The organism is Amycolatopsis iheyensis (assembly GCF_024703995.1).
Taxonomy (GTDB): domain Bacteria; phylum Actinomycetota; class Actinomycetes; order Mycobacteriales; family Pseudonocardiaceae; genus Amycolatopsis; species Amycolatopsis iheyensis.
On record NZ_JAMXQV010000003.1, the window covers coordinates 533,643 to 556,330 of the forward strand.

Annotated in this window: 24 protein-coding genes; 13 read left to right on the top strand and 11 right to left on the bottom strand. The window is 73.6% G+C overall.

Going from position 1 to position 22,688, the window contains the following annotated elements; all coding sequences use genetic code 11:
• Positions 1-161: 161 nt before the first annotated feature.
• On the bottom strand, positions 162-1,061 hold the full coding sequence (locus M8542_RS09605; RefSeq protein WP_372508514.1) for a LysR family transcriptional regulator: 900 nt from the start codon (positions 1,059-1,061) through the stop codon (positions 162-164).
• A 146-nt stretch (positions 1,062-1,207) separates the two neighbouring features.
• Here M8542_RS09605 and M8542_RS09610 point away from each other — a divergent pair, with 146 nt between their 5' ends.
• A complete protein-coding gene (locus M8542_RS09610) occupies positions 1,208-1,915 on the top strand; it encodes an SDR family NAD(P)-dependent oxidoreductase (RefSeq protein WP_257919685.1) in 708 nt (235 codons plus the stop codon).
• 1 nt (position 1,916) lies between these two features.
• Positions 1,917-2,267 (top strand): SgcJ/EcaC family oxidoreductase, encoded by a 351-nt coding sequence (locus M8542_RS09615; RefSeq protein WP_257919686.1) that lies wholly within the window; start codon positions 1,917-1,919, stop codon positions 2,265-2,267.
• Here the strand turns inward: M8542_RS09615 and M8542_RS09620 are convergent.
• From M8542_RS09620 to M8542_RS09650, 7 genes are read right to left on the bottom strand one after another with little or no spacing between them, the layout of a single operon-like run.
• Positions 2,236-3,744, bottom strand: a complete 1,509-nt coding sequence (locus M8542_RS09620) for an FAD-dependent oxidoreductase (protein ID WP_257919687.1) — start codon at positions 3,742-3,744, stop codon at positions 2,236-2,238. The genes M8542_RS09615 and M8542_RS09620 overlap by 32 nt on opposite strands.
• Positions 3,741-4,442, bottom strand: coding sequence for a class I SAM-dependent methyltransferase (locus M8542_RS09625; protein WP_257919688.1), 702 nt, complete (start codon positions 4,440-4,442; stop codon positions 3,741-3,743). Before M8542_RS09625 ends, M8542_RS09620 begins: the two co-directional genes overlap by 4 nt.
• Positions 4,439-4,771: a lycopene cyclase domain-containing protein gene (locus M8542_RS09630; RefSeq protein ID WP_276586248.1), complete on the bottom strand. Its 333-nt coding sequence runs from the start codon at positions 4,769-4,771 to the stop codon at positions 4,439-4,441. Before M8542_RS09630 ends, M8542_RS09625 begins: the two co-directional genes overlap by 4 nt.
• A 23-nt stretch (positions 4,772-4,794) precedes the next feature.
• On the bottom strand, positions 4,795-5,151 hold the full coding sequence (locus M8542_RS09635; protein WP_257919689.1) for a lycopene cyclase domain-containing protein: 357 nt from the start codon (positions 5,149-5,151) through the stop codon (positions 4,795-4,797).
• Between the two features lies 1 nt (position 5,152).
• Complete coding sequence (locus tag M8542_RS09640; protein ID WP_257919690.1) at positions 5,153-6,097, bottom strand: phytoene/squalene synthase family protein; 945 nt, start codon at positions 6,095-6,097, stop codon at positions 5,153-5,155.
• Complete coding sequence (crtI, locus tag M8542_RS09645; RefSeq protein WP_257919691.1) at positions 6,094-7,563, bottom strand: phytoene desaturase family protein; 1,470 nt, start codon at positions 7,561-7,563, stop codon at positions 6,094-6,096. The genes M8542_RS09640 and crtI overlap by 4 nt, the downstream gene beginning before the upstream one ends.
• On the bottom strand, positions 7,560-8,648 hold the full coding sequence (locus M8542_RS09650) for a polyprenyl synthetase family protein (protein WP_257919692.1): 1,089 nt from the start codon (positions 8,646-8,648) through the stop codon (positions 7,560-7,562). The genes crtI and M8542_RS09650 overlap by 4 nt, the downstream gene beginning before the upstream one ends.
• 169 nt (positions 8,649-8,817) lie before the next feature.
• Here M8542_RS09650 and M8542_RS09655 point away from each other — a divergent pair, with 169 nt between their 5' ends.
• Positions 8,818-9,828 (top strand): Rieske (2Fe-2S) protein, encoded by a 1,011-nt coding sequence (locus M8542_RS09655; RefSeq protein ID WP_257919693.1) that lies wholly within the window; start codon positions 8,818-8,820, stop codon positions 9,826-9,828.
• A 107-nt stretch (positions 9,829-9,935) separates the two neighbouring features.
• Here the strand turns inward: M8542_RS09655 and M8542_RS09660 are convergent, their stop codons facing one another.
• Positions 9,936-10,469, bottom strand: coding sequence for a MarR family winged helix-turn-helix transcriptional regulator (locus M8542_RS09660; protein WP_257919694.1), 534 nt, complete (start codon positions 10,467-10,469; stop codon positions 9,936-9,938).
• 165 nt (positions 10,470-10,634) lie between these two features.
• On the opposite strand from M8542_RS09660, the gene M8542_RS09665 reads away from it, so the two are divergent.
• On the top strand, positions 10,635-12,647 hold the full coding sequence (locus tag M8542_RS09665; RefSeq protein WP_257919695.1) for a phosphocholine-specific phospholipase C: 2,013 nt from the start codon (positions 10,635-10,637) through the stop codon (positions 12,645-12,647).
• Here M8542_RS09665 and M8542_RS09670 read toward each other — a convergent pair.
• The gene (locus M8542_RS09670; protein ID WP_257919696.1) at positions 12,637-13,557 is read right to left on the bottom strand and encodes an AraC family transcriptional regulator; all 921 of its coding nucleotides are present in this window, start codon (positions 13,555-13,557) and stop codon (positions 12,637-12,639) included. The genes M8542_RS09665 and M8542_RS09670 overlap by 11 nt on opposite strands.
• Positions 13,558-13,637: 80 nt before the next feature.
• On the opposite strand from M8542_RS09670, the gene M8542_RS09675 reads away from it, so the two are divergent.
• The 9 genes from M8542_RS09675 (at position 13,638) to M8542_RS09715 (ending at position 22,356) form a co-directional block, all read left to right on the top strand.
• Positions 13,638-14,414 carry a Rossmann-fold NAD(P)-binding domain-containing protein gene (locus tag M8542_RS09675; protein ID WP_257919697.1) on the top strand — a complete coding sequence of 259 codons (777 nt, stop codon included), beginning with the start codon at positions 13,638-13,640 and terminating at the stop codon, positions 14,412-14,414.
• A 272-nt stretch (positions 14,415-14,686) separates the two neighbouring features.
• Positions 14,687-16,009, top strand: coding sequence for an MFS transporter (locus tag M8542_RS09680; protein WP_257919698.1), 1,323 nt, complete (start codon positions 14,687-14,689; stop codon positions 16,007-16,009).
• A 16-nt stretch (positions 16,010-16,025) separates the two neighbouring features.
• Entirely contained in the window at positions 16,026-16,994 is a 969-nt protein-coding gene (locus tag M8542_RS09685) for a threonine ammonia-lyase (protein ID WP_257919699.1), read from the top strand.
• A gap of 39 nt (positions 16,995-17,033) precedes the next feature.
• Positions 17,034-17,666 carry a helix-turn-helix domain-containing protein gene (locus M8542_RS09690; RefSeq protein WP_257919700.1) on the top strand — a complete coding sequence of 211 codons (633 nt, stop codon included), beginning with the start codon at positions 17,034-17,036 and terminating at the stop codon, positions 17,664-17,666.
• Positions 17,667-17,703: 37 nt separating this feature from the next.
• On the top strand, positions 17,704-18,840 hold the full coding sequence (locus M8542_RS09695; RefSeq protein ID WP_257919701.1) for an NAD(P)/FAD-dependent oxidoreductase: 1,137 nt from the start codon (positions 17,704-17,706) through the stop codon (positions 18,838-18,840).
• Entirely contained in the window at positions 18,837-19,145 is a 309-nt protein-coding gene (locus tag M8542_RS09700; RefSeq protein ID WP_257919702.1) for a (2Fe-2S)-binding protein, read from the top strand. The genes M8542_RS09695 and M8542_RS09700 overlap by 4 nt, the downstream gene beginning before the upstream one ends.
• Entirely contained in the window at positions 19,142-20,446 is a 1,305-nt protein-coding gene (locus M8542_RS09705; protein ID WP_257919703.1) for an FAD/NAD(P)-dependent oxidoreductase, read from the top strand. The genes M8542_RS09700 and M8542_RS09705 overlap by 4 nt, the downstream gene beginning before the upstream one ends.
• A complete protein-coding gene (locus tag M8542_RS09710) occupies positions 20,443-21,354 on the top strand; it encodes a dihydrodipicolinate synthase family protein (protein ID WP_257919704.1) in 912 nt (303 codons plus the stop codon). Before M8542_RS09705 ends, M8542_RS09710 begins: the two co-directional genes overlap by 4 nt.
• Positions 21,355-22,356 (top strand): proline racemase family protein, encoded by a 1,002-nt coding sequence (locus M8542_RS09715; protein WP_257919705.1) that lies wholly within the window; start codon positions 21,355-21,357, stop codon positions 22,354-22,356.
• A 2-nt stretch (positions 22,357-22,358) separates the two neighbouring features.
• On the opposite strand, the gene M8542_RS09720 is transcribed toward M8542_RS09715, so the two are convergent.
• Positions 22,359-22,604: a hypothetical protein gene (locus M8542_RS09720; protein ID WP_257919706.1), complete on the bottom strand. Its 246-nt coding sequence runs from the start codon at positions 22,602-22,604 to the stop codon at positions 22,359-22,361.
• Between the last annotated feature and the right edge of the window lie 84 nt (positions 22,605-22,688).

Below are 22,688 nucleotides of genomic sequence, written 5' to 3' on the forward strand. Positions count from 1 at the left end.
GCGCGCTGCTCCGGCGGCGGGGGCTGGGCCGCGCCGTCGAATGGCTGCCGCGCGCAACTCCCGGCGGCGGCGCGATGGGCTGCGCCGCGGAATGGCCGGTCGCGCGCATATCCGCGGGCCGGGCGTGCTTCGAATCCAGCCGCCGTGTGGCGGCGAGCGGCCTAAACCTCGGCCCCGGCCCGCCCCACATGCGGGTCATCCATCGGCAGCCACACACCCTCAGCCTCGATGCCCACCGCCCCGACGCCGTCGGCCAGTGCGGCGAGCACCGCCCGTACCGCGGGCCGGGTTTCGTCACGTCGGGACACCAGGGACCACGTCCAGTACGGTGCCGGGGCCACCACCGAACGACGTGCCAGGTCCGGCGGGGTCGGTGTCGTCTGGTTCTTCGGGTTGTTGAGCACCGGGCGCCGCAAGCGGCGGACGTGGTCGAAGAACGCCGCGCCCGTCGAGCCGCCGTCCTGGGTGCGCACCACCTCTGCGCCGGTCGCCTGGGCGAACTCCGAGGCGTAGGCGTTCCAGGACGCCCAGCTCGTCGTGTCCGCGTCCACCAGCACGACCACGTCCGCCGCGGGCACGTCCGACGGGTCGGTGCCGATCGCGTAGAGCCGGTCCGCGCCCATCAGCCGAGCTTCCAGGTCGTGCTCGGCCAGGTCGGCCGCGCGGGCCCAGCAGATCGCCAGGTCGATGCTGCCGTCGGCGACGCGGCTCAGCTGCGTGTGCGACGGCAGCACCCACGGGTCGACGTGCAGCTGCGCCACCCCGGCCACCCGGTCCAGCAGGTCGGCGGGGCGCCAGTTGACGTAACCCAGCCGCACCGGTTCGCGCGCGGCGATGCCCGCCGCGGTCCGGCGCAGCTCGTCCGCCTGCGCGAGCAGCGCGTGGACCTGGGGGAGCAGTGCCTCGCCGCACTCGGTGAGCGTGACCGACCGGCGGTCGCGGTCGAACAGCCGCACGCCGAGGTCCCGTTCAAGGGCCTTGATCTGCTGGGACAGCGAAGGGCCGGCGATGCGCAGCCGCTCGGCGGCCCGGCCGAAGTTCAGCTCTGTGGCGACGGCCACGAAATACCGAAGCTGGCGTAGCTCCATCCCGGCAGCTTAATGCGGTGGGAGCCGCGGCCTCCCACCTGGGAGCGAACCGGTCGTGGCGCACCGGTTCCGCCCGGCACATCCTCGGCTCAGGAACCACCACCCCACAAGGAGAACCCATGAGCACCCAGAAGGTCGCGGTCGTCACCGGCGCTTCGCAGGGCATCGGCGCGGCCGTCGTCGAGGCGTACCGGAAGCTCGGTTACGCCGTCGTCGCCAACTCGCGGTCCATCACCCCCTCGGGGGACGCCGGGATCCTGGCCGTCGCGGGCGACATCGCCGATCCCGCCGTCGGCGCCCGCGTGGTCGAGCAGGCGCTGGCCACCTTCGGCCGCGTCGACACGCTGGTCAACAACGCCGGCGTCTTCGTCGCGAAGCCCTTCACCGAGTACACCGCCGAGGACTTCGACCTGGTGACCGGCGTGAACCTGCGCGGCTTCTTCGAAGTCACCCAGCGGGCCATCGCCGCCATGCTCGAGACCGGCGGCGGGCACGTCGTCAACGTGACGACCAGCCTGACCGACCACGCGAACAGCGCCGTGCCGTCCGCGCTCGCGTCGCTCACCAAGGGCGGTCTGAACTCGGTCACCAAGGCCCTCGCGATCGAGTACGCGACGCGGGGCGTGCGGGTGAACGCGGTGTCGCCCGGCATCATCCGCACCCCGATGCACCCGGCCTCCACGCACGACGCGCTCGCGGGCCTGCACCCGGTCGGGCGGATGGGGGACACCGGCGACATCGTCGACGCCGTCACCTACCTCGAAGGCGCGCCGTTCGTCACCGGCGAGATCCTGCACGTCGACGGCGGCCAGAGCGCGGGACACTGAGGTGACCGACATCCTCACCGGAGTCCTGGACGCGTGGCGGTCCGCGGTGGACGCCCACGAGCCGGAGCGGGTCGCGGAGAACTTCACCGAAGACGCGATCTTCCAGGGCCTGCACCCGTACCGCGTGGGCCGCGCCGGCGTCGCGGAGTACTACGCCGCGCAACCGCTCGGCATGACTGCGGACTACCGGATCGTCGAGACCCGCCGCCTGGCCGACGACGTCGTCCTCGGGTACGCCAGCGTGGACTTCGGCTTCCTCGACCGGGCGACGCTCTCGGTGCACCTGAGCGTGGTCGTCCGTCGCGAAGGCGGGCGGTGGCTCATCGCGCACTACCAGGTCTCACGGCTGTAGGAGCGGCCGCGAGGCGGTCCAGCCAGGGGAGGCGGCCGCGGTTGGGGACCGAGCGCAGCGGGTGTCCCGCCAGGCCCCAGCCGCCCAGCAGCTCGTTCGCCGCCGTCCACCCCGTGGTCGCCGCGCGCTCCATCAACGCCACCGGGAGGTCCACGCGGATCGTGTCGCCCGCCAGGACCAGGCCCGGCTCCGGGGTCACCACCGGTGGCCGGGACGCGAAGCCGCCCACCGGGAACAGCGGGCAGTCCTGCCGCGTCAGCGTCACCTCGCCGAGCACCCGGGCCTCGGCGGTCTCCGGGTAGAGCTCGTGCAGGCGCTTGTCCAAGCCCGCACCGTCGGACGCGTACGCGTGCACCTCCACCACCGAGCCGCCGGTCCGCCGGGTCCAGCGGCGCGCCTCGCCCTCGTACCGGTCGAGGACGCTGATGTTGTCCAGCGGCCGGAGCCCACCCGTGCCGAGGAAGGCCGGCCGGTCCGCCGCGACCGGCCGGTCGAGCCACAGCCGCCGGACGACGAACGGCGGCGCCGTCCGCAGCCCGTCGATCGCCGCCCGCCACGCCGGCGTGCCGAGATCCGGTGCCGCGGCCACGATCCGCCGCAGCCCCGGGACGTCACAGGCCAGCACGACGGCGTCGAACCGCGAGCCGTCGAGCCGGAACCCGCCGCCGTCGCGGGTGAGGCCGGAAACCTCGGTGCCGCACCGGATGTCGACGCGCCGCCCCGCCAAGTAGTCCGCCAGCGGATCCCACAACGCCTGCGGGAACGGCTCGGCGGGCACGTCGAAGAGCAGCCCCTCGGACGAGCCCAGGAAGTACAGGTGGAACATCGTCGCCAGCTCGGCCGCCGAAAGCTCGGCCGGATCGGCGAAGAAGCTGCGCGAGAACACCTCGAACGCCAGGTGCCGCGCCGCCGCCGGGAAGTTGATCGCGCCGAGGAACGACGCCGCGTCGAGGTGGTCGAGCTGCTCGTAGACGCGGGGGACGCTGACCGTCGCCAGCGGCAGCGCCTGCCGGCCGTCCAGCCGGAGCAGGTCCCGAGCGCGGAAAGTGGGGCTACGCAAGGCGAACGCCAGCGCGTTCCACGGCGGGGTCCGCGGCAGCCCGGCGAAGGTGTCGGTCCGCCCGTGCGGGTCGACCAGCGGGTAGTCCGGCACCGGGACGAGCCGGTCCAGGCCCGGGTCGGTGCGTGAAAGCAGGGCCCGGAGGTTGTAGTACTGCCGGAAGAAAGCGTGGAACCCGCGGCTCATCGTGACCGCGGTGCCGTCGGGAAGCCGCTCGGGCCAGCCACCCGCGCGGCCGCCCAGGTGGGCTTCCCGTTCGAACACCGTGACCTCGACGCCGCGTTCGGCCAGCCCGGTCGCCGCGGCGAGCCCGGCGATGCCACCCCCGACGACGGCGGCGCGTGGCCGGCGGCCGAGCAGCCCGGCGTCGAGGAGACCGCCGGGCGCCGGGAGCAGCTGGGCGCGGTGGTCGATCACGGCGCCGTGCCCAGTACCGTGTGGACGATCCCGCGTGACCAGCCGGGCATGGTCCCGGTGCGGACGTCGGTGAAACCCGCCCGGCTCAGCCGGTCGCAGAGAGCCGAGACACCGTCGAAGGCCAAGACGCTGCGGCGCAGGTGCCGGTAGAGGGTGGCGTCACCGGTGGCGACCCGGCCGAGCGGGAGGACGATGGCGCCGCACACCGCGTTCCACACCCAGCGCGCGCGGCGGGAGTCGCGCACCGAGTACTCGTGCAGCGCCAGCTGTCCGCCGGGGCGCAGCAAGCCGCGCAGGGCGCGCAGGGTGGCGTCCGGGTCGGCGACGTTGCGCAGGAGGTACGCGGCGAGGATCACGTCGAACGGGCCTTCGGGCGGCGCTTCGACCGGGGTGTGCCGGAACTCCACTGTGGACGGCCAGCTCTTCGCGCGGGCCCGCTCGAGCATCGCGGCCGACGCGTCGATCGCGGTGATCCGCGCGTCCGGGGCGATCGCCAGCAGCGCGGCCGTCGACGCGCCGGTGCCGCAGCCCGCGTCGAGGATCCGCAGCCCGGAGTGGCCGGGCCGGACGAGCCGGCGCGCCGAGAGGCGCAGGTCGTGGTGGTAGCCGGGGTTCAGCCCGACGAGCCGGTCGTAGGTGGCGGCGCCGTGGTCGAACGCCCCGGGCACCTCCGCCCGGGGCAGGCCGTTGTCCTTCACGCGGTGTCCTTTCCCACACTGTCCTTTCGCGACTTCCCGCGTTCCCACAGGAGCAGGACCGCGGTGACGAGGGCATAGCCGAACAGGAAGTCCTCCACCGGGATGTCCCACGGGAACCGCCAGCCGGTGATGCCGTCGGGGGAGTAGCGGACGATCGGCGCCGACAGCTTGGTCAGCCAGCCGTCCACCGGGATCTGGAACGCGACGACGATCACCATGGTGACCCAGTAGGTGCCGCGCCGGAAGAGCCCGGTGCGCACCACGAACAGCTCCGCCGCGATCACCGCCAGCACGGCGGCGACCGCGGGAACCGTGTAACCCCAAGGCATCACCGCCGCACCCACCGCCGCACTCACTGCCGCACCCGCCGCCGGTCGAGCAGCGGCCGGGCCAGCCGCCGCAGCAGCTGCCCGGTCAGGTCGACGGCCTCGTAGGTCAGGACGCCGCAGATCGGCACCACGACGAAGAAGAGCACCTCTTCGAGCGGGATCCCGAACGGCACGCGCAGCCCGCTGACGAACCCCGGGTCGAAGTCCCAGACCCCGGCGGCGATGGCGATGGCGTCCCACACCAGGAAGACCAGCGCCACCGGCAGGACCGCCCGCGCCAGCCGGGCCGGCCGGCGGTAGACGCGGGCGCCGGCCAGCTCCAGCGGCAGCGTCACCAGGACGCACGCGCCGAGCACGAGCAGGTACTCCAGGCGGCCCACCTCAGCTCACCGCCGGGTGCCGGCGCCGGGCCCACTGCGCCCGCACGAGCGCGTCGCACGCCGCGACCAGCCGCCGGTGCCGGGGTACCCGGGCCCGCCCGGCGAAGACGTTGTACCCGGCCGCTTCGATGCGGTCCAGAATCCCTCCATAGAGGACATACGCGGTCCGCACGCAGGGCCGCGACGCCGGGTGCAGCATGGCGATGCCCGGCCGTGCCTGCGCGTAGACGCGGCGGGTGTGCGCGACCTGGTCGGCCAGCGCCCGCCGGACCGGCGCGTCGATCCGGCGCGTGCGGGCGCACCAGCCGAGCCGGTCACGGTCGACACCGGCCGCGGCGAGTTCGTCGGCCGGCAGGTACACCCGCCCGCGGTCGAGGTCCTCGGCGACGTCACGCAGGAAGTTGGTCAGCTGGAAGGCTTTCCCGAGTGCCGCGGCCCGCGGCGCGGCCTCCTCGCGCGGGACGACGGTGCCGAGGATGGGCAGCACCTGCAGCCCGATGACCTCGGCCGAGCCGTGCACGTACTCGTCGAGCGCGGCGCGGGTGGCGTAGCCGGTCACCGTGAGGTCCATCCGCATCGAGGCGAAGAACGCGCGGAAGTGCGCCTCCGCGATGGCGTAGCGGGTCGCGGTGTCGATCACGGCGATGCGCAGCGGGTCGTCGCTGGTCCCGGCGGCGAGCTCCTTCAGGAACCCTTCTTCGACGTCGAGCAGGGTGGCGGCGATCGAGTCGGGGGTGGCGCCGGGTTCGGGTTCGTCGACGAGGTCGTCGAGCCGGCGGGCGAACCCGTAGAGCGCGTGGACGGCGGGGCGCTGCGCGGGCGCCAGCATGCGGGTGGCCAGGAAGTACGTGCGGCCGTGGCGGGCGTTGAGCTCGCGGCACCGCCCGTAGGCGGCCCGCAGCTCCGGGCGGGTGATGCCGGCGGCGTCGAGCTCGCGGCGGGTCACCGGAGGACTCCGGTGATCCGGTCGGCGGCGAGCCGGCCGGACAGCAGCACGGTGGGCACGCCGACCCCCGGCACGGTCCCGCCGCCGGCGAGCACGACGTTTTCCGTGCCCGGCGGCAGGTTCCGCGGCCGGAACGGTCCCGTTTGGACGAACGAGTGCGCGTAGCTGAACGGCGTGCCCGCGACCATCCCGCGACGCGCCCAGTCCGCCGGGCCGAGGACGTGCCACGCCTCCGGCTCGAACCCCGGCAGCAGGTCCGCGCGGACCCGGTCGAGGATCTCCTTGGCGTACGGTTCCGCTTCGCTGTCCCAGTCCCGCGGTCCACGCTGGAGGTTCGGGACCGGCGCCAGGATGGAGAACAGCTGCCGCCCGGGCGGCGCGAGCCCGGGGTCGGTCGCCGTCGGGCGGGTGATGAGCAGCGACGGGTCGCTCATCGGCAGCCCGTCGGAGATGAGCTCGCGGAAGGTCGACGCCCAGCCGTGGCCGAAGGAGATCGTGTGGTGCCCCACCGGCCAGTCCCCGGGCCCGCCGGTGTGCAGCACCAGCGCCGACGGCGCCGGGCGCAACGGGACCGGGCGGCGCGGCGCGCGGCCGAGCAGCCGGTAGCTCTCGTGCGGTTCGGTCGTCAGGACGACGGCGTCCGCGGGAATCCGCCCGCCGGCCGTGACGACGGCGGTGACCCGGGCGCCCCGCCGTTCGAGCGCGGTCACCGCCTCGCCGAACCGGAACTCCACCCCGGCCCCTTCGGCGGCGCGGGCCATGGCCCGGGGCACCGCGGCCATCCCGCCTTCGGGGAAGTAGACGCCACCGACAGTGTCCATGTAGGAGATCACCGCGTACAGCGCGAGCGCCCGCATCGGCGACTCGCCCGCGTACAGCGCCTGGAACGTGAAGACCCGCTTGAGGCGTTCGTCGTCGAGGAAGGCGCCGATCTTCCGGTCCAGGCGCCGGAACCCGCCGAGCGCGACGAGCCGGGCGAGGTCGCCGGAGAGCAGGCCGAGCGGAGAGTCGATGTTGCTCGCCACGAACCGGCCGAACTCCGCCGCGTACAGCCGGGTCAGCCACGTGCGCAGCCGCCGGTACCCGGCCGCCTCGCCGGGCCCGGCGAACTCGCGGACGGCGTCGGTCATGCGCTCGGCGTCGGAGTGCACCGGCAGCACCGCACCGTCGGCGAACCGCGCGGTGTAGGCCGGGTCGAGCCGCGTCAGGCGGACGTGGCCGGCGAGCTCGGCGCCCGCCGCGGCGAAGGTGTCCGCGAGGATCGACGGCATCGTGAGCACGGTCGGCCCGGTGTCGAGGTGGTAGCCGCCGGTCTCGACCCGGCCGGTCCGGCCGCCCGGGCCGGGATCGCGTTCCACGACGGTGATCTGCCGGCCCCGGCCCGCCAGGTGCAGCGCGGCCGACAACCCGGCCAGGCCGGCTCCGACGACCACGACGTGGCCGGTGCGCCCGGCGACCGTCCTCATCGGACGCGCTCGGTGCAGCGGTTCGCGAGGACGGTGAGCACGGAAGCCGCTTGCCGCGGCAGGGAAACCTGGTCGATCGCTTCGAGCGCGCGCCGGACGCGGTCGTCGATGAACTTCTCCAGCTGGTCGCGCGCGCCGGTCGCGGTGATCAGCGCCCGCCACCGGTCGACGGCGCCGTCGTCGACTTCGGCCGCGGCGAGCAGCTCGGCGAAGCCGGCACGCTGGTGGTCGTCGGCGAGGTCCCGGGCCAGCACGACCACGCTGGACGCCTTGCGCTCGCGCAGGTCGTCGCCGGCGGGCTTCCCGGTGACGGCCGGGTCACCGAACACGCCCAGCAGGTCGTCGCGGAACTGGAACGCTTCGCCGAGCAGGCCGCCGTACGCGCCGAGCGCGGTGACGACGTCGGGTGCGCAGCCGGCCAGTGCCGCGCCGAACTCCAGCGGGCGGCGGACGGTGTAGTTGCCCGACTTGCGGCGGATGACGTCGAGCACCTCGGCCCAGGACGGCAGGGTGCGGGCGTCGTTCACGAGGTCGCCGAGCTGGCCCACGGCCAGCTCGGACCGCAGCACGTCGTAGACGCCCCGGCCGCGCGCGAGGGCGTCGGCGCCGAGCCCGCTTTCGGACAGCAGCTGCTCGGACCAGACGAGGAACAGGTCGCCCATCAGCACCGCGGCGGATTCGCCGAACCGGGCCGCGGAGCCGCTGAGCCCCTGCTCTTCGTGCCACCGGGCGAAGCGGACGTGCATCGACGGCCGCCCGCGCCGCCGCGCCGAGCCGTCCATGACGTCGTCCTGCGCCAAGGCGAAGCAGTGCAGCAGCTCCAGGCTCGCCGCCGCCTTCAGTGCGGCCGCGCTCTCCGGTCCGCCGCAGCGCCAGCCGGTGTAGGCGAACATCGGGCGCAGGAACTTGCCGCCGGTGACGAACTCGGCCAAGGCGGCCGGGGCCGGGGTGTCCAGCGCGTGGCCGGTGAAGTGCTCGCGCACCCGCTCGGTGACGAAGGCGTGGACATCGGACCCGCACCGCCGGCGCAGCGCGTCGAGCCAGGCGACCGCGCCGGTCGCACCGGCGGTCGGAAGCACCGTCATCGGACTCCTCTCGCCGTGTCGCGATGCAAAATCGATGCGCGAACTCGGCGAAGGCCAGTGACCCCGCCGGAACTCCTCGGCTGATACCCGGACTGTACTGGGGTAAACGTCGCTTCGCTCGGTGGAGCGCTGCGTTGCGGGTGCGATGCGGATCGGCCACCATGGACCGATGAACGTCAGCCGCCGCATCGTCGCCCGGTGGCCGCGACGCTGGCCCGTCCAGCCGTTCGCCGAACCCGTGTGGGCGAAGCAGGAACCGACCTACCGCGACTGTCCACCCGCCCTGATCGAAGCGGCGGGCAAGCGGGCTTCGGCCCGCCCGTCCGGCAACTGGTTCGTCGTCGCGGCGAGCCGGGAGGTGCGCGGTGACCGGCCGTTCGGCGGCACGGTCGGCGGCCGGGAGCTCGTCGCGTGGCGGGACAGCGGCGGCGAGGTCCGGATCGGCCCCGGCGCCTGCCCGCACCTGGGCGCCCCGCTCGCCGACGCGCGGGTGGACGAGGGCGGGCTGGTCTGCCGGTGGCACGGCCTGCGGATCGACGGCGCGCGGTGCGGAACGTGGTCCCCGGTGCCGGCGCACGACGACGGCGTGCTCGTCTGGGCCCGCTTGGACGCACTCGGCGGCGAGCAGCCGTCGCCCGCGCCGGTGGTGCCGGCCCGCCCGGAGGGTGCGGCCCGCATCGACGCCGTCGCGACGCTGACCGGGACGTGCGAGCCGGAGGACGTCGTGGCGAACCGCCTGGACCCGTGGCACGGCGCGTGGTTCCACCCGTACTCGTTCAGCCGCTTGCGCGTGCTCGAAGCGCCGGAGGGCATCGACGTGCCCGACGCCGAGGACCGCTTCCTCGTCGAGGTCACCTTCCGGCTCGCCGGCCGCTGGGGAGTGCCGGTGCAAGCGGAGTTCACCTGTCCGGAGCCGCGCACGGTGGTGATGCGGATCGTCGAGGGCGAAGGGGTGGGCAGCGTGGTGGAGACGCACGCGACCCCGCTGGGCCCGGGCCCGGACGGCCGCCCCCGCACGGCGGTCATCGAGGCGACGATCGCGGCGTCGGAGCGACGCGGGTTCGCGGCGGCGGCCAAGCTGGCCCCGGCGATCCGCCCGCTGATGCGCCACACGGCGACCCGGCTGTGGCGGGACGACCTCGCTTACGCCGAGCGACGGTACGCGTTGCGGTCGGGGTGAGGTTTGTGCCCGGGGAGCGGGGGTAAACAGCTCGCAGCGGTGCCCGCCCGGGGTTCGAGCTCAGCCCGTGACCTCCATGATCCGGGCAGCCGGGTGGGCACCGCTGTTCAGCTCCCGGCCGCGTCCAGGTGGCGGGCGAGTGCCTGCTGGTTCTCTGCGAGCCGCAGGCAAAGGTGCCGCAGCTGGGCCGTCTCGGCCGTCGTGAACCCGCGGAAGATCGCCGCCATCGCCAGCTGGGCCGGGCGGCGGAACTCCTCGAGCCAGGTCCGGCCGTTTTCGGTGATCCGCACCAGCACCGACCGCCGGTCGCGGGGATCCGGGATTCGCTCCGCGTGCCCGGCTCGTTCGAGCGTGTCGACCAGGCCGGTGACGTTGCGCGAGCTCACGCCGGCGGACCCGGCGAGGTCCTTGATGTTCGCTTCGGCCGTGCTGAGCCGGATCAGGACGTCGAGCGCGCCGGCGCTCAGGCCGCGGCCGCCGGAGCCGTGTGCGCGCAGCTGGTCGAGGCCGCGGGCGGCCGCGCGGACCGCCGCGGCCGCTTCGAGCACGCCGGTGTCTTCGCCGAGGGCGAACCCGGCCAGCGCGCCGCGGACGTCGGGGGAGTACAGGTGGTCGTCGGAGTCTTTGGCGAAGTCATTCATAGTGAAGCACTACATTAGTACGTACTTCCATATTGCTGTCAAGATCATGTCCGACGGGAGTCGTTTACCAGGGTTTCGCGCGCCGTTAGCCTCGGGCCCGGCACAGGTTCTCGAAGGCCCGCACATACTGACCCGGCTCTCCACCACGACACCCCCGGAGTCCCCATGACGGACGTCAACCGACGGCGTTTCCTGCAGCTGGCCGGCGGCACCGCCGCCCTTTCCGCGCTCTCCACGAGCATCGCCCGCGCGGCCGAGATCCCCGCCGCGCGGCGGACCGGCACGCTCCGGGACATCGAGCACATCGTGGTCCTCATGCAGGAGAACCGCTCGTTCGACCACTACTTCGGCACGCTGCGCGGCGTCCGCGGCTTCGGCGACCCGCGGCCGGCGACGCTGGCGTCGGGCAAGTCCGTCTGGGCGCAGTCCGACGGCAAGCGCGACATCCTGCCCTTCCGGCCCGAAGCGGACAACCTGGGCCTGCAGTTCATCCAGGACCTCCCGCACGGCTGGAACGACACGCACGCGGCGTGGAACGCCGGCAAGTACGACAAGTGGGTGCCCGCGAAGGGCTCGACCACGATGGCGTACCTGACGCGCGAGGACATCCCGTTCCACTACGCGCTGGCCGACGCGTTCACCATCTGCGACGCCTACCACTGCTCGTTCATGGGCTCGACCGACCCGAACCGCTACTACATGTGGACCGGGTACACGGGCAACGACGGCCAGGGCGGCGGCCCGGTCCTCGGCAACGACGAAAAGGGCTACTCCTGGACGACCTACCCCGAGCGGCTGGAGCAGGCCGGGGTGTCGTGGAAGATCTACCAGGACGTCGGCGACGGCCTCGACGCCGCCGGCGGCTGGGGCTGGATCGACGACGCCTACCGCGGCAACTACGGCGACAACTCGTTGCTGTACTTCAACTCCTACCGCAACGCCAAGCCCGGCGACGCGCTGTACGAGAAGGCGCGCACCGGCACGAACGCCAAGGCGGGCGAGGGTTACTTCGACCGGCTCCGGGCCGACGTCAAGGCCGGGAAGCTGCCGCAGGTCTCGTGGATCACCGCGCCCGAGGCGTTCTGCGAGCACCCGAACTGGCCGGTGAACTACGGCGCCTGGTACATCGCGCAGGTGCTCGACGCGCTGACGGCGAACCCCGAGGTGTGGAGCAAGACCGCGCTGCTGATCACCTACGACGAGAACGACGGCTTCTTCGACCACGTCGTCCCGCCGTACGCGTCGGCCGGTCAGTCCACTGTAGACACCGAGGGTGAGATCTTCGCCGGCTCGGCGGCGAACCCGGCCGGTCCGTACGGGCTCGGCCAGCGCGTCCCGATGCTCGTGGTGTCGCCGTGGAGCAAGGGCGGCTACGTCTGCTCGGAGACGTTCGACCACACCTCGATCATCCGGTTCATCGAGCGGCGCTTCGGCGTGCGCGAGCCGAACATCACGGCGTGGCGCCGCTCGGTGTGCGGCGACCTGACGTCGGCGTTCGACTTCTCGCGCACCGACGTCCGCGTCCCGGCGCTCCCGGACACGGCGGGCTACGAGCCGCCGGACCGCGAGCGGCACCCGGACTACGTCCCGGCGGTCCCGGCGCACAACGTGCTGCCGAAGCAGGAACGCGGGCTGCGTCCGGCCCGCGCGCTGCCGTACGACCTGACGGCGGACGCCCGCCTGGCGGACGGCAAGCTGACGGTGACTTTCGCCAACCACGGCCGCGCGGGCGCGACGTTCTACGTCGTCACGCCATCGGGGGAGCCGCGGACGTACACGGCCGGCGCGGGCAAGTCCCTGCCGGCGGCGTTGCCCGCGGCCGGTGCGTACGACTACACGGCGTACGGGCCCAACGGGTTCGTGCGCCAGTTCCGCGGCGGCGCGGCGGGGCCGGAGGTCGGCGTCCGCCAGGACGGTGGCGAGCTGGCGCTGGTGCTGACCAACAGCGGCACCACGACGGTGCGGCTGCAGGTGTCGGACGCTTACGGTCGTTGCTCGTCGACGCACCAGGTGCGGCCGGGCGCGCGGGTGGTCGAGCGCGTGGACACGCGGCGCAGCAACAACTGGTACGACGTTTCGGTCACGTCGGACCGGGATCCGAAGTTCCTGCGCCGGCTCGCGGGGCACGTCGAGACCGGGCGGGCGAGCACGAGCGACCCGGCGACGTTCACGAGCTGAGGTCCTTCCTGCCGCGGCGCCAGTCCGACGGGCTGGCGCCGCGGACCCGTTTGAAGGCCACGCTGAACGCGAACGGGTCGTCATAACCGACCGCCTTGGCGACTGCCGCGACGGTGTCTTCGGTGTCCCGCAACAGATCCGCGGCCAGCGTCATCCGCCAGCCGGTGAGGTAAGCCAGCGGCGGCTCGCCGACGAGCCGCGCGAAGCGGGCGGCGAACGCGGCGCGGGACAACCCGACCCGCGCGGCCAGCCCGGCGACCGTCCACCGGCCGGCGGGCTCGGCGTGCAGCAGGCGCAACGCTTCCCCGACTTCGGCGTCGTCCAACGCCCGGAACCACGGTGGGGGCGACTCGGCGCACCACGCGCGCAGGGCGAGAACCAGCACGAGGTCCAGCAACCGGGCCAGGACGGCGTCCTGGCCCGGTTCGTCGCGGGCGACCTCGACGGCGAGCAGGTCCAGCGCCGCCCGCGTCCGCGGTCCGGCCGGCACGACGGCCAGCGGTGGGAGCATGGCCAGCAGGCGTTCGGCGGCGACGCCGTGGAGTTCGTAGGCGCCCCGCAGCATCGTCGTGGCACCGGGGGCGCCGTCGCCGTACGTGCGAGGTGCCCGCGGGCTCACCTCCGCCGTGATCGGGTACTTTCTCCCGCCGCGGATCACGACCTGCGGCGCCGTGGCCGGGTCGTCCGCGATCGTGTAGCCCGTCGTGGAGACGAGGGCGATGTCGCCGGCCGCCAGGCGGACCGGGGGCTCGGCGCCGAGGCGCACGAACGCGTGCCCGCCGAGCGTGGCCACCAGGGTGAGCGGCGGGACGTCCGCGAACGTCATCGACCACGGCGGACGCTGGATCAGCTGCCGGACCAGCGCGTCCGCGGCGTGGGCCCGGTGCAGCAGGTCGCTCAGCACGTCCACGGCTCGACCCTAGACGATCGCAAAGGGATCATCGACGTTCTCCCATGGATCGTCTCGCGTGGTCGCGGTGGACTGACGGCATGACCACTCTGATCCTCGGCGGCACCGGCAAGACCGGCCGCCGCGTCGCCCGGCGCCTCGACGGCGCGCGGATTGCCTCCCGCGGCACCGGTTTCGACCTCGGCGACCCCGCCACCTGGGCGCTGTCCGGCGTCACGGCCGTCTACCTCGTGGAACCCGACCTGCGGGCCGGGCCCCGGCTCCCGCGTTTCATCGCCGACGCGGTCGCGGCGGGCGCGCGGCGGCTGGTGCTGCTGTCCGCCCCGCGCGCCGGCGAGGCCGGCCATCCGCTGCACGACGCCGAGCAGGCCGTCCGCGGCTCCGGCGTCGGCTGGACCATTCTGCACCCGAACTGGTTCGCGCAGAACTTCAGCGAAGGCCCGTGGGCGCCCGGGATCCGCGACGGCGTCCTGACGTTGCCGGCCGGTGACGGCGGCGCGCCGTTCGTCGACGCCGAAGACATCGCCGACGTCGCCGTGGCCGCGCTGACCGGCGACCGGCACCACGGCGAGGTCTACGAGCTGACCGGCCCGCGGGCGGTCGGCTTCGGGGAAGCGGTGCGGGTGATCGCCCGCGCGGCCGGCCGGAAGATCGAGTACGTCGACGTCGAGCCCGAGGCGTTCGTCGCCCGGCAGGTCGAAACCGGCGTCCCGCCGGCGGTGGCGCGGCTGCTCACGGGCTTGCTGGCGGACCTGCGCGACGGCCGGGGCGCCGACCTCGGCGACGGCGTCGAGCGAGCCCTCGGCCGGCCACCGCGGTCCTTCGAGGACTTCGCCGCCGCGACCTCCTGGACGTGATGCCCGCCTGAGCACGCGTGATGCCCCGCCAGACACACGTGATGCCCCGCTGGACACGCGTGATCGCCGTCGTCGCCCGTCCGGAAGGGTCGGTTCGCGTACCCGTGCGGTCGGTTCGCGTACCTGGAGGGTCGGTTCGCGTGCTTGGAGGGGCATCTCGCGTGATTGGGCGGGCATCACTCGTGATGGGCGGGGGCATCACGGGGGTTGCTGATCGTATCGGAAACCATATACGATCCTCGCCATCATTCGCGGGCGTCGAAGGAGCTGTCATGGCGAAAGGCATCGATCGTGAGCACCGCCGAGTCGTTCTCGCCGCGATGGCCGGGACCACCATCGAGTGGTACGACTTCTTCGTCTACGCCATCTCGGCCGGGCTGGTCTTCGCCACGCAGTACTTCGGGGCGCTGGGGAAGGACGCGCTGATCCTGTCCTTCGCGACCGTCGGGATCAGCTTCTTCTTCCGGCCCATCGGGGCGATCATCGCCGGGCACCTCGGTGACCGGCTCGGGCGGCGGGCCATGCTGATCGCCACGCTGCTGCTCATGGGCGTCTCGACGGTGCTGATCGGCCTGGTGCCCAGCTCCGCGGCCATCGGCTCGGCGGCGCCGATCCTGTTGGTGCTGCTGAGGATCGTGCAAGGCCTCTCGGCGGGCGGCGAGTGGGGCGGCGCGGCCCTCCTCGCCGTCGAGCACGCCCCGGCCGACCGGCGTGGGCTCTACGGCGCCTTCCCGCAGATCGGCGTCCCGGTCGGGTTGCTGCTGGCCAACGGCGCGCTCGCGCTCGCCGCCGCCGTCACGACGCCGGCGCAGTTCCTCTCGTGGGGCTGGCGGATCCCGTTCCTGCTGAGCTTCGTGCTCATCGTCGTGGGGTTCGTGATCCGCAGCCGCGTCGCGGAAAGCCCGGTGTTCGAAGAGGTCCGGCGGACGCGCAGCCGGTCGAGCCTGCCGCTGGCGCCGCTGCTGCGGCACCACGGGCTGCTGGTCGTGCTCGGGGCGCTGCTGTTCGCGGCGAACAACGCGGTCGGCTACATGACCACCGGCGGGTACGTGCAGTCGTACGCGACGAAGACGCTGCACCTGGACCGCTCGACGGTCCTGGTCGCGGTGATGATCTCGGCCGTGGCGTGGCTGGTGAGCACCCTGGCCGGCGGCGCGCTCGCCGACCGCGTCGGCCGGATCACGGTGTACCGCATCGGGTTCGCGATCCAGCTGCTCTGGATGGTGCCGTTCTTCGCCCTGCTCGAAACCGCGAACGTCGGCCTGCTGGTCCTCGCGCTCGTGCTGTTCTCGGTCGGCCTCGGCTTCACCTACGGCCCCCAGGCGGCGCTGTACGCGGAGATGTACCCGACCCGCGTCCGCTACAGCGGCGCAGCGCTCTCGTACGCGATCGGCGCAGTGCTGGGCGGCGCCTTCGCCCCGACGATCGCGGAGGCACTGCAGTCGAGCACCGGCACGGTGTATTCGGTGTGCGCGTACCTCGCGGGCATGACGCTGATCGGGCTGCTGGCGAGCTTCTTCGTCAAGGACCGGCCGGGCGTGCCCCTGCACGAGACCGACCCGGTCGGTGAAGTGCGGCCCGCCGAAACCGCGTGATCCGTATGCTTCGGCTGTGCCGGACACCCGTCTCGACCTCGCCCGGATCCGCGCCGCCCGGCGGGTGATCGATCCCGTTTTCCTCGACAGCCCGCTGTACCGCTGCGAGGCCCTCGAACGCGAGCTCGGCTGCCGGGTGAGCGTCAAGCTCGAGACGGCGAACCCGGTGCGCAGCTTCAAGGGCCGCGGCACCGAGCTGGTCGTGCACGGGCTCGTCGAACGCGGGGAGCGCGCCGCGGTGTGTGCCAGCGCGGGCAACCTCGGGCAGGCACTGGCCTGGTCCGGCCGGGACCACGGGCTGGATGTCACCGTGGTGGCGTCGCGTGCGGCGCCCGCGGCGAAACTCGACCGCATCCGCGCGCTCGGCGCCCATCTGGAACTCGTCGACGGCGACTTCGAACAGGCTCGCGCGCGGGCGGTGCACCTCGCGCGGGAGCGGGGTGTCCGGCTGGTCGAGGACAGCCTGGACGTCGAGACCTGCGAAGGCGCCGCGACGATCGGCTTGGAGCTGGCCGACGCCGGCCCGCCGTTCGACGCCGTGCTGATCGCCCTCGGCGGCGGCGCGCTCGCCACCGGGATCGGGCACGTCCTGAAGTCCTGCGTCCCCGACACCGAAGTGCTCGTCGTCCAGCCCGAGCGCGCCCCGGCGATGGCCCGGTCGTGGCGCGCACGGCGGGTCGTCACCACGGACTCGGCCGACACGATCGCCGACGGCGTCGCGGGCCGGTTCCCGATCGCGGAGGTCCTCGCCGACCTCCTCCTCGTGGCCGACGACGCGCTCCTGGTGCGGGAAGAGTCGATCATCGCCGGCCTGCGGCTGTTCCTGACGCACGCGGGCCTGGTCGTCGAGCCCTCGGCAGCACTCGGCCTGGCGGCGATCCTCGAGGACCGCGCCCGCTTCGAGGGCCGGCACGTGGCGGTCGTCGTGTGCGGCGGCAACGTCGACCTGCCCGCCTACTACCGCTGGCTCGGCGTGGCATCATGACGCTGGCCCGATCGGCAAGCCGAACGGAGGCGGGGCTGAATGGACGCTTTACCGAACGATGGTGACCCGTCGATCCGGGACATGCTGGCCGTGAACATGCGCGCCGCACGGGCCGCGCGGGGGCTGTCGCTGTCCGAGGTGTCGCGACGCTCCGGCATCGGCAAGGCGACCCTCTCGCAGCTCGAGGCCGGCACCGGGAACCCGACGATCGAAACCGTCTTCAGCCTGTCGCGGGTGCTCGAGGTGGCCATCTCCGACCTGCTCGACCATCGGCCGCGCGGCGGGCTGACCGTCGTGCGCGGCGCCGACGTCGAGGTGCTCCGCGGCGAGGGCATCGACCTGCGGCCACTGCGGCGGATCGAGGCGGAGAACAGCGTTTTCGAGGTCTACGACCAAGTCGTCCGCGGGGACGCGCCGCAGCGTTCGCAGGGGCACGTCGGCATCGAGCACACCGTCGTGCAGAGCGGCGGGCTGCGCGTCGAGGTCGGCGGCCGCACCGTGGACCTCGGGCCGGGGGACTACGTCGCCTTCGACGCCCGCGAGCCGCACAGCTACACCGCGCTCGAGGCGCCGGTGCACTCGGTGCTGCTGCTGCAGTACCGGGCCGGCGAGCGGCTCGAAGGCCGGCCGCACCCGTTGACGCCATTGACACCTCCGGCCCCGGGGACCTAACCTCCGATCGTTCGCTATACCGAACGCTGGAGGGTCGATGAACCGAACGCGGGTGGTGGTGATCGGAGCCGGCATCGTCGGCGCGGCGTGCGCCCGGGAGCTCGGTCTCGCCGGGTTCGACGTCCTGGTCGTCGACCGCGGCCGGCCCGCCGGCGGCACCACCTCACACGGTGAAGGCAACCTCCTCGTCTCGGACAAGGAGCCGGGCGCCGAGCTCGCGCTCGCGCAGCTGTCGGCCCGTCTGTGGCCGGAGATCGCCGCCGAACTCGGCGACGCGTGCGAGTTCGACCCGAAGGGCGGCATCGTCGTCGCGACCACGGAGGCCGGGGCCGGGGCCCTCACCGTGTTCGCCAAGGCGCAGGCCGAGGCCGGGGTGGTGACCGAGCCGCTGTCGGCGGCGGAGGTCGCGGCGGCCGAACCGGCGTTGACGCGCGAGGTGACCGCAGCCGTCCGCTACCCGGAGGACGCGCAGGTCCAGCCGGCCGGCGCGACGCTGGCGCTGCTCGCCGCGTCCGGCGCGCGCCTGCGGGTCGACACCGAGGTGATCGGCGCGGTGACGCGCGGCGGCCGGATCACCGGGGTGCGGGTGCCGGGCGAGGTGCTCGAGGCGGACGTCGTGGTGAACGCGGCGGGCCCGTGGGCGGGGCCGGTGTCGGCGGTGCTGGGCGCGCCGATCGCGGTGCGCCCCCGGCGCGGCGAGGTGCTGGTGACCACGCCGATGCCGGGACTGGTGCGGCACAAGGTCTACGACGCCGACTACGTGGGCGCGGTCGGCTCCGGCGACGGCGAGCTGCAGACGTCGGCGGTGGTGGAGTCGACCCGGGGCGGCACGGTCCTGATCGGCTCGTCCCGCCGCCGGGTGGGGTTCGACGAAGCGATCGACCCGGCGGTGCTGAGCGCGATCGCGGCCACGGCGCTGCGGCTGTTCCCCTCGCTGGCGAACGCGGCGGTGATGCGGGCGTACGGCGGCTTCCGGCCCTATGTGGACGATCACCTCCCGGTCCTCGGCGAGGATCCGAGGCTGGGCAACCTGTGGCACGCGACGGGCCACGAAGGCGCGGGGATCGGCTTGAGCGTGGGCACGGCGAGGTTGCTGCGCGAGGTGCTTTCGGGGGAGAAGCCGTCGATGCCGGTGGAAGAGTTCACTGTGGACCGTCCGGCGGTGCTGGCGTGACCGGCCGCCTCCTTCCCACCGGCCAAGATCCCTTCGGCCGCAAGGAAACCCCGATCCGCGTCACCGTCGACGGCGAACCCGTCACCGGCATCGCCGGGCAGACCGTCGCCGGGGTGCTGCTCGCCGCCGGGCGCCTGGCCTGGCGCACCACCCGCTCGGGTGCGCCACGCGGGGTGTTCTGCGGCATCGGCGCCTGCTTCGACTGCCTGCTCACCGTGAACGACGTGCCCGACGTCCGTGCGTGCCGACGTCGCGCCGTCGACGGCGACGAAATCCGCACCCAATCCCGGCAGGAGCAGACATGAACGTCGTGATCGTCGGCGCGGGGCCCGCCGGGCTCGCCGCCGCCGGACAGGCCCTCGCCGCCGGTGCCGAGGTGACCGTGCTCGACCAGGCCGACGCCCCCGGCGGCCAGTACCACCGGATGCCGCCCGCGGCCTACGCGCCCAGCCGTCCCCCGCACGGCTGGGCCGCCTTCGAACGCCGTCGCCGGGTCCTGGACCGCTGCACGTGGTGGCCCGAAAGCACCGTCTGGTCGATCCACAATGGACAAGTCCACGTCCTGAGCGGCCCGGCCGACGGCGCGAAGCGGCAACGGCACACCCTCGAGCCCGACGCGCTGATCCTCGCCACCGGCGCCCACGACCGCACCCTGCCCTTCCCTGGCTGGCAGCTGCCCGGCGTCTTCACCGCCGGCGCCGCCCAGGCGCTGGCCAAGGGTGAGCGGGTCGCGATCGGGCGGCGGGTGCTCGTCGCCGGGGCGGGGCCGTTCCTGCTGCCCGTCGCCGAATCGCTGCTGCACGTCGGGGCGAAAGTCGTGGCTGTCCTGGAAGCGAACCCGGCTACCACCGTCCTCGGTGGGTGGGGGGTCCCGGTGCGCAAGACCGGCGAACTCGCCCGGTACGCCGCCGCCCTCGCCCGCCACCGGGTGCCGTACCGCTTCGGCCGCACGGTCGTCGAAGCGCGGGGCGACGACCGGCTTCGCGAAGTGGTCACCGCCCGCCTCCGCGCGGACTGGTCGGTCGTGCCCGGCACGGAACGGACCCACGAGGTCGACGCCGTCTGCGTCGGACACGGGTTCGTGCCGCAACCCGAGCTGGCCGTCGCGGCCGGGTGCGTGCTCGGCGACGGCTTCGTCCGCGTCGACGCCGGCCAGCGCACCAGCGTCCCCGGCGTGTTCGCCGCCGGGGAGATCACCGGGATCGGCGGCGCGGACGCCGCGGAGGCAGAAGGCGCCGTCGCCGGGTGCGTTGCCGCGGGCGGCACCCCGAGCCGGGAACTGCTGCGAGCCCGTGACCGCGCAAGCGCTTTCGCGCGCCGGCTCGCGAAGGCCCACCCGATCGGCGGCGCGTGGCCCGGCTGGCTGCGTGCCGACACGATCGTCTGCCGCTGCGAAGAAACCCCTTACCAGGCCGTCAAAGCCGCGGCCGAGGACGGGCCGCACGCGCTCAGGCTCGGCACCCGCGCCGGCCTCGGGCCGTGCCAGGGCCGGATGTGCGGCCCCACCGTCAGCGAACTGTGCGGCGCCACCGAGCGCCACCACCGTCCCATCGCCCAGCCGATCCGCCTGGGCGAGCTCGCCGATCCGAAGGAGACTCCAGCATGAGCACCCGTGACCTCGGCGGCGTGGTCGTCGCCGCCGCGTTGCCGTACCGGACCGACGACAACGCCCCGGCCGGGCTGGCCGTCGACTACGACGCCTACGCCGAGCACTGCCGCTGGCTCGTCGGGAACGGCTGCCGCGGGGTCGGCCCGAACGGCTCCCTCGGCGAGTACTCCTCGCTCACCGACGACGAACGCCGCCGCGTCGCCCGCACCGCCATCGAGGCCGTCGGGAAGGACGGGATCGTCGTCGTCGGTGTCCACGGCCCCGGCGCGCACCAGGCCAAGCAGTGGGCCGAAGCGGCCGCCGAAGACGGCGCCGACGGCGTGCTCTGCCTGCCCCCGACGCTCTACCGCGCCAACCATGGCGAGGTGCTCGCGCACTTCGAGGCGGTCGCGTCGGTCGGGCTGCCGGTGATGGTATACAACAACCCCTTCGACACCAAGGTCGACCTCACGCCGGACCTGCTCGCGGAGGTCGCTCAGATCGACAACGTCGTCGCCGTCAAGGAGTTCTCCGGCGACGTCCGGCGGGTGCTGGAGATCCGCGAGCGCGCCCCGGAGCTGGCCGTGATCAGCGGCGCGGACGACGTCGTCGTCGAGAGCCTGCTGATGGGCGCCACCGGCTGGTTCGCCGGGTTCCCCAACGTCTTCCCGGCCGAGTCGGCCCGCCTGTTCGAGCTCGCCACCGCGGGCAAGCTGGAGGAGGCCCGCGCGCTCTACGAGCCGCTGGTCGCCGCCTTCCGCTGGGACTCGCGCACCGAGTTCGTCCAGGCCATCAAGCTCGGGATGGACATGGTCGGCCGCTACGGCGGCCCGTGCCGCCCGCCGCGCGGGCCGCTGACCGACGCCCACCGCGAGCAGGTCCGCGCTGACATGGGCCGCGCGCTCGCTTCGCTGGGGGTGGCGTAGGTGCGTTCGTCACGCGCGATCACGGCGGTCGACTCGCACACCGAGGGCATGCCGACGCGGGTGGTGACCGGCGGCGTCGGCCCGATCCCCGGCGCGACGATGGCCGAGCGCCGCCGGTACTTCATGGCGCACCTGGACCACATCCGGCAGTTCCTGATGCACGAGCCGCGCGGGCACTCGGCGATGAGCGGCGCGATCCTGCAGCCGCCGCTGCGCGACGACGCCGACTGGGGCGTCGTGTACATCGAGGTGTCCGGCTGCCTGCCGATGTGCGGCCACGGCACCATCGGCGTCGCGACGGTGCTGGTCGAGACCGGCATGGTCGAGGTGACCGAGCCGACGACCGTGGTCCGCCTGGACACCCCGGCCGGGCTGGTGCACGCCGAGGTCACGGTCCGCGACGGGCGCGCCGAGCGGGTCAAGCTCCGCAACGTCGCGTCGTTCCTGGCCGAACGCGACGCGGTCGTCGACATGCCCGGCCTCGGCGAGGTCCGCTACGACCTCGCCTACGGCGGGAACTTCTACGCCATCCTCGAACTGTCCCAAGTGGACATCCCGTTCGAGAAGTCCGAAAAGGACCGAATCCTCGGCGCCGGGCTGGCGATCATGGCCGCGATCAACGACCAGCGCCCGCCGAAGCACCCGGCCGACCCGCTGATCGGCGGCTGCAAGCACGTCCAGTTCCTCGCCCCGGGCTCGGACGCGCGGAGGTCGCGGAACGCGATGGCGATCCACCCCGGCTGGTTCGACCGTTCGCCGTGCGGCACCGGCACGTCCGCCCGGATGGCCCAGCTGCACGCCCGCGGCGAGCTGCCGCTGCACACGCCGTTCGAGAACAGCTCGTTCATCGGCACGACGTTCACCGGCGAGCTGGTGGGCGAGACCGAGGTGGGCGGCGTGCCGGCGGTGATCCCCGAGTTCTCGGGCCGGGCGTGGATCACCGGAACCGCCACCTACCTCCTCGATCCCGATGACCCGTTCCCGGCCGGCTTCGTGCTGTAGTGCTACTTCGGCGTCCGTGGGTACCGCTTGACCGATGCGGTGGACGGGCCGGTGATCGTGATGGGACTGGCGTAGGGCTGGCACGGATCTCGTAAGTGCGGCCGGGCCAGGCCGAACCGGGCGATCTCGGCCTGGCCCACCAGACCGCACGGCTCCGGGACGTTGTGGGGAAACGGGGGCGTGGCCGGCGCGGTGCTGCTCGCGACGACGAGCCAGGTCACGCCGGTCGCGGCGACCGCGGCCGCCACCGGCACGACCCAGCCGCGGCGAGCCAGTGCAACGACGTCTGGCCCTGCACCTGGCCGAGGTAGGCGACCGCCACCGCGGCGAGC

Bases quoted from the DNA above. Each gene is read 5' to 3' on its own strand.
- M8542_RS09610 (WP_257919685.1), top strand. From the start codon at position 1,208: ATGAGCACCCAGAAGGTCGCGGTCGTCACCGGCGCTTCGCAGGGCATC.
- M8542_RS09630 (WP_276586248.1), bottom strand. From the start codon at position 4,771: ATGCCTTGGGGTTACACGGTTCCCGCGGTCGCCGCCGTGCTGGCGGTG.
- crtI (WP_257919691.1), bottom strand. From the start codon at position 7,563: ATGAGGACGGTCGCCGGGCGCACCGGCCACGTCGTGGTCGTCGGAGCC.
- M8542_RS09650 (WP_257919692.1), bottom strand. From the start codon at position 8,648: ATGACGGTGCTTCCGACCGCCGGTGCGACCGGCGCGGTCGCCTGGCTC.
- M8542_RS09655 (WP_257919693.1), top strand. From the start codon at position 8,818: ATGAACGTCAGCCGCCGCATCGTCGCCCGGTGGCCGCGACGCTGGCCC.
- M8542_RS09660 (WP_257919694.1), bottom strand. From the start codon at position 10,469: ATGAATGACTTCGCCAAAGACTCCGACGACCACCTGTACTCCCCCGAC.
- M8542_RS09665 (WP_257919695.1), top strand. From the start codon at position 10,635: ATGACGGACGTCAACCGACGGCGTTTCCTGCAGCTGGCCGGCGGCACC.
- M8542_RS09675 (WP_257919697.1), top strand. From the start codon at position 13,638: ATGACCACTCTGATCCTCGGCGGCACCGGCAAGACCGGCCGCCGCGTC.
- M8542_RS09680 (WP_257919698.1), top strand. From the start codon at position 14,687: ATGGCGAAAGGCATCGATCGTGAGCACCGCCGAGTCGTTCTCGCCGCG.
- M8542_RS09690 (WP_257919700.1), top strand. From the start codon at position 17,034: ATGGACGCTTTACCGAACGATGGTGACCCGTCGATCCGGGACATGCTG.
- M8542_RS09695 (WP_257919701.1), top strand. From the start codon at position 17,704: ATGAACCGAACGCGGGTGGTGGTGATCGGAGCCGGCATCGTCGGCGCG.
- M8542_RS09705 (WP_257919703.1), top strand. From the start codon at position 19,142: ATGAACGTCGTGATCGTCGGCGCGGGGCCCGCCGGGCTCGCCGCCGCC.
- M8542_RS09710 (WP_257919704.1), top strand. From the start codon at position 20,443: ATGAGCACCCGTGACCTCGGCGGCGTGGTCGTCGCCGCCGCGTTGCCG.